4 protein-coding genes are annotated in these 2,999 nt (G+C 29.1%); all 4 read left to right on the forward strand.

What is annotated here, in order from left to right; translation table 11 throughout:
- Positions 1-186: 186 nt before the first annotated feature.
- The 4 genes from ACTNEP_RS20350 to ACTNEP_RS20365 all read left to right on the forward strand — a co-directional run bounded on the left by ACTNEP_RS20350 (position 187) and on the right by ACTNEP_RS20365 (position 2,848).
- Positions 187-462: a hypothetical protein gene (locus ACTNEP_RS20350; protein ID WP_441163774.1), complete on the forward strand. Its 276-nt coding sequence runs from the start codon at positions 187-189 to the stop codon at positions 460-462.
- 62 nt (positions 463-524) lie between these two features.
- Complete coding sequence (locus ACTNEP_RS20355; protein ID WP_441163775.1) at positions 525-1,544, forward strand: hypothetical protein; 1,020 nt, start codon at positions 525-527, stop codon at positions 1,542-1,544.
- Positions 1,545-2,013: 469 nt separating this feature from the next.
- On the forward strand, positions 2,014-2,370 hold the full coding sequence (locus tag ACTNEP_RS20360; RefSeq protein WP_441163776.1) for a hypothetical protein: 357 nt from the start codon (positions 2,014-2,016) through the stop codon (positions 2,368-2,370).
- Between the two features lie 103 nt (positions 2,371-2,473).
- Complete coding sequence (locus tag ACTNEP_RS20365; RefSeq protein ID WP_441163777.1) at positions 2,474-2,848, forward strand: hypothetical protein; 375 nt, start codon at positions 2,474-2,476, stop codon at positions 2,846-2,848.
- Positions 2,849-2,999: the final 151 nt, after the last annotated feature.

Raw genomic sequence — 2,999 nt, forward strand, 5'->3', positions numbered from 1 at the left:
TTATTTCCAAATGGATGGAGCCACCTTTAATTCGGTATTTACTTTTTTGGCTCTAAACAGAAGATATAATAAAACTGAAAATTACGACATTATTTTTGCAACACTAGTGATGAAAAGCAAACATTAGAAGACCAAAAAGAAATAGATAGAAGGTTGGACTTAATAAATAAGGATGTTATGTATTCCTTGCCAAAGTTGCTGCAACCCATTTTTAGTACCCAAGACAAGGCTGAAAACAATCTATTAGTATTTATGGAGTATGGTGCTTACAAAGCGCTGACAAGGAGATACATTGATATAGGACTTCCAAGAGAAACAGCAATAAAAATAACAAGGGTTACTGAAGAAAATATAGATTCTAAAATAGATGTTGATGATGAAAAACAAATAACAGAGAACTTAATAAATGTATCCCGCTATCTAAGTTATTGGGAAAGATTACAAATTAGTGATTTTATTTAATTTATTAGGTTCATTTAAATAATGAATAATTAATATCTATTTGATAGTTAAGGGGAAGAAGTATGGATAGAAAAAGTTTAGTTGATTTTTATAAAGGAACAAATTATAGGTCTAATAGTTTATCAATCAGAGGTATTGCGCCAAGACCAAGTGAGTGGAATGTACCACTTTTTATAAAAAATGTTTACCCTGAAAATGTTGAGTTATTTAAAAGGAGCTTTAATAACAATCATGTTGAGATCGAATTAGAACAGCAGGATATAGAATATTTTAAAGCATTACTACTACATGAATCTTTATTTAATTTTTATAAGACTTTCTATAATTACTTGTCTGCTTTAAAATTATATGATGGTGGACTTCAACATTGGATTGAAATAACAGCATATTATGCAAAGTTTTACTTAGCAAATAGTATCATTGCTTTTACAGGAAAGTCTAGATATATTGTTTCGGGTAGCAATCATAATTTTGTTGAAGATATTTATAAGCTAGTAAATAATAAAGGTTATCAGAAAAATATAAGTAAGAACGGTAGTTTTGTTGCTAGTTATGCAAAATACGGCATAGAAGTCGATATTAATCCAATTTCTGGTGAAGGAAAGCTTATAATAACTAAGGATTTAGGTAGTGGTGGATCACATGGATATGTTTGGAAAAAGTATTCAACACTTAATACTGAGGAATTTGGTCTCACTAAAATGACCTATAGTTATCCGCAGTATCTATCCGAAAAGAGAAACCTTGAGAATTATTCATTTGAAGGTTATAAACAATTGGATTTTAATTTAGAGGTTAATAATTTTAAGGGTTATTTTCAAAGGGAACATATTAAAAATCAATCAAATTTAATTTATACTAGTGAAACAGCTATAATACTTGGAGTATTTGGCGAGTTGTTTAATTTATTCGATGAATTAGAAGTAAAGGAATTACCAATTGAAAAGGAAAAACTGAAGTATATGTGCAAATACACATTAGGGAATACTGAACAATTTAGAAAATTATCAGACTTAATAAGTTTAGGATTTCCAAGTGAGAATAATTATTTAGAAGAGTATTATTGGTACGAATCAAATTAATAATAACGCAAAAAAAGAGGGCAATTGTGATTTATACTTATAATAGGTCTACCAACTTGGCGCATTATTTCTATCGCTAATAGAATAATAAAAAAACAGCATTGGCAGATAATCCAATGCTGTTTTTTGCCTCTCAAACCACCACGGTGAACCGTATCACAAATAGTGGTAAAGCAAAGAGTGGAGTTAGTAATAAAGAAAGAATGGCTAGATAAGTTATAAGTTGTATTTCTTAAACATTAAGGAACAAGTTATTGTTTATTTGTTCCTTTTTGGTCTGGATAGAAGGTGAATTATCGCCCAAAAATAGGGGGTAAACCTTCCCTAAAATCAATTTTAGGAGTGAAAGTATACTTATCTATTATAATTAATTATTACTTTATTTTTAACAATAAAATCAAGGTTTTTACTTCATTATCTTGAAGAGTCGTCATGAATAAAATTTCAAAAGATAATGGAGGAGATACTCTTGCAACAAACAAATAACTCTAGAAAAACAATGGAAAATGAAATTGTTGAATTCCACCATGAAAATTACCAGTTTATTATTACACGCTTCAAAAGAATTAACTGGAAGCAATACAAGGGGTTTGCTCAGTATCAGTACTTTTTATTTGTATTTGACAAAAGGCTAGCAAAGGTTAACAAAGAAGAGGACTCTATTTCTGAAGTTTTCAATACAGAGATTAGAGATAATGTTTTTGAAACGTTTGAAAATCTAAAGCGAAATATAGTTGCTATTTTAAGTGAGTATATTTTGGATGATTATGCGATCTTGGAGTGTTTAAAGGTGGTTGAAAAATTAAATCCTGTTTATTTGGACTAAGACGAGGAGTGGAATCCTTGTCTTTTTAATTTAACGTGTTAAAAATTATTGTTCTAAAAAGCAGTAATCATAGCACTAATGTTGAAGTTATCTATAGAGGGAGGTGAAGAAACTGAATAAGTTAAGTATAGAAGAATTAGTTGAAATTAATGATTTTTATAATAGTTCTACTAGGGTAACAATTACATATGCAACAAGTAATCTTGTTCTATTGGAACTTTATGAGGATGGTGTTATCGAAGAATTCTTAGTCAGTAAGAGGGATTTGATAATGGTACTAAGAAATTTTTATGTGGAGGATATTTATGATATTGTAGTTTCAGGAGTAAACGGACATATCCAAGTAAAAATAGATAAATCAATCGAACATTATCCTGTACAAATTACTATTGAAGATGGACATAAATATTATTGTAATTTAGAAGAACTCAATTACATAAACAAAATAATCAATAACCAGATAGGAAAATTAAAATAGATTGGTGTGACATTAGATAAGAGGTGCTAACTAAAGACAGGGGAGTGTAATATAAACTGTGTAAGTAAGAAATGCGTACGGTTTCTTACTCACACAGTTTTTTATTTGGTAGAATAATAACTATAAAGCTAAAGGAGTGTTTTAAATGGGC

The organism is Gracilibacillus sp. HCP3S3_G5_2 (assembly GCF_052063305.1).
GTDB lineage: Bacteria > Bacillota > Bacilli > Bacillales > Amphibacillaceae > Gracilibacillus.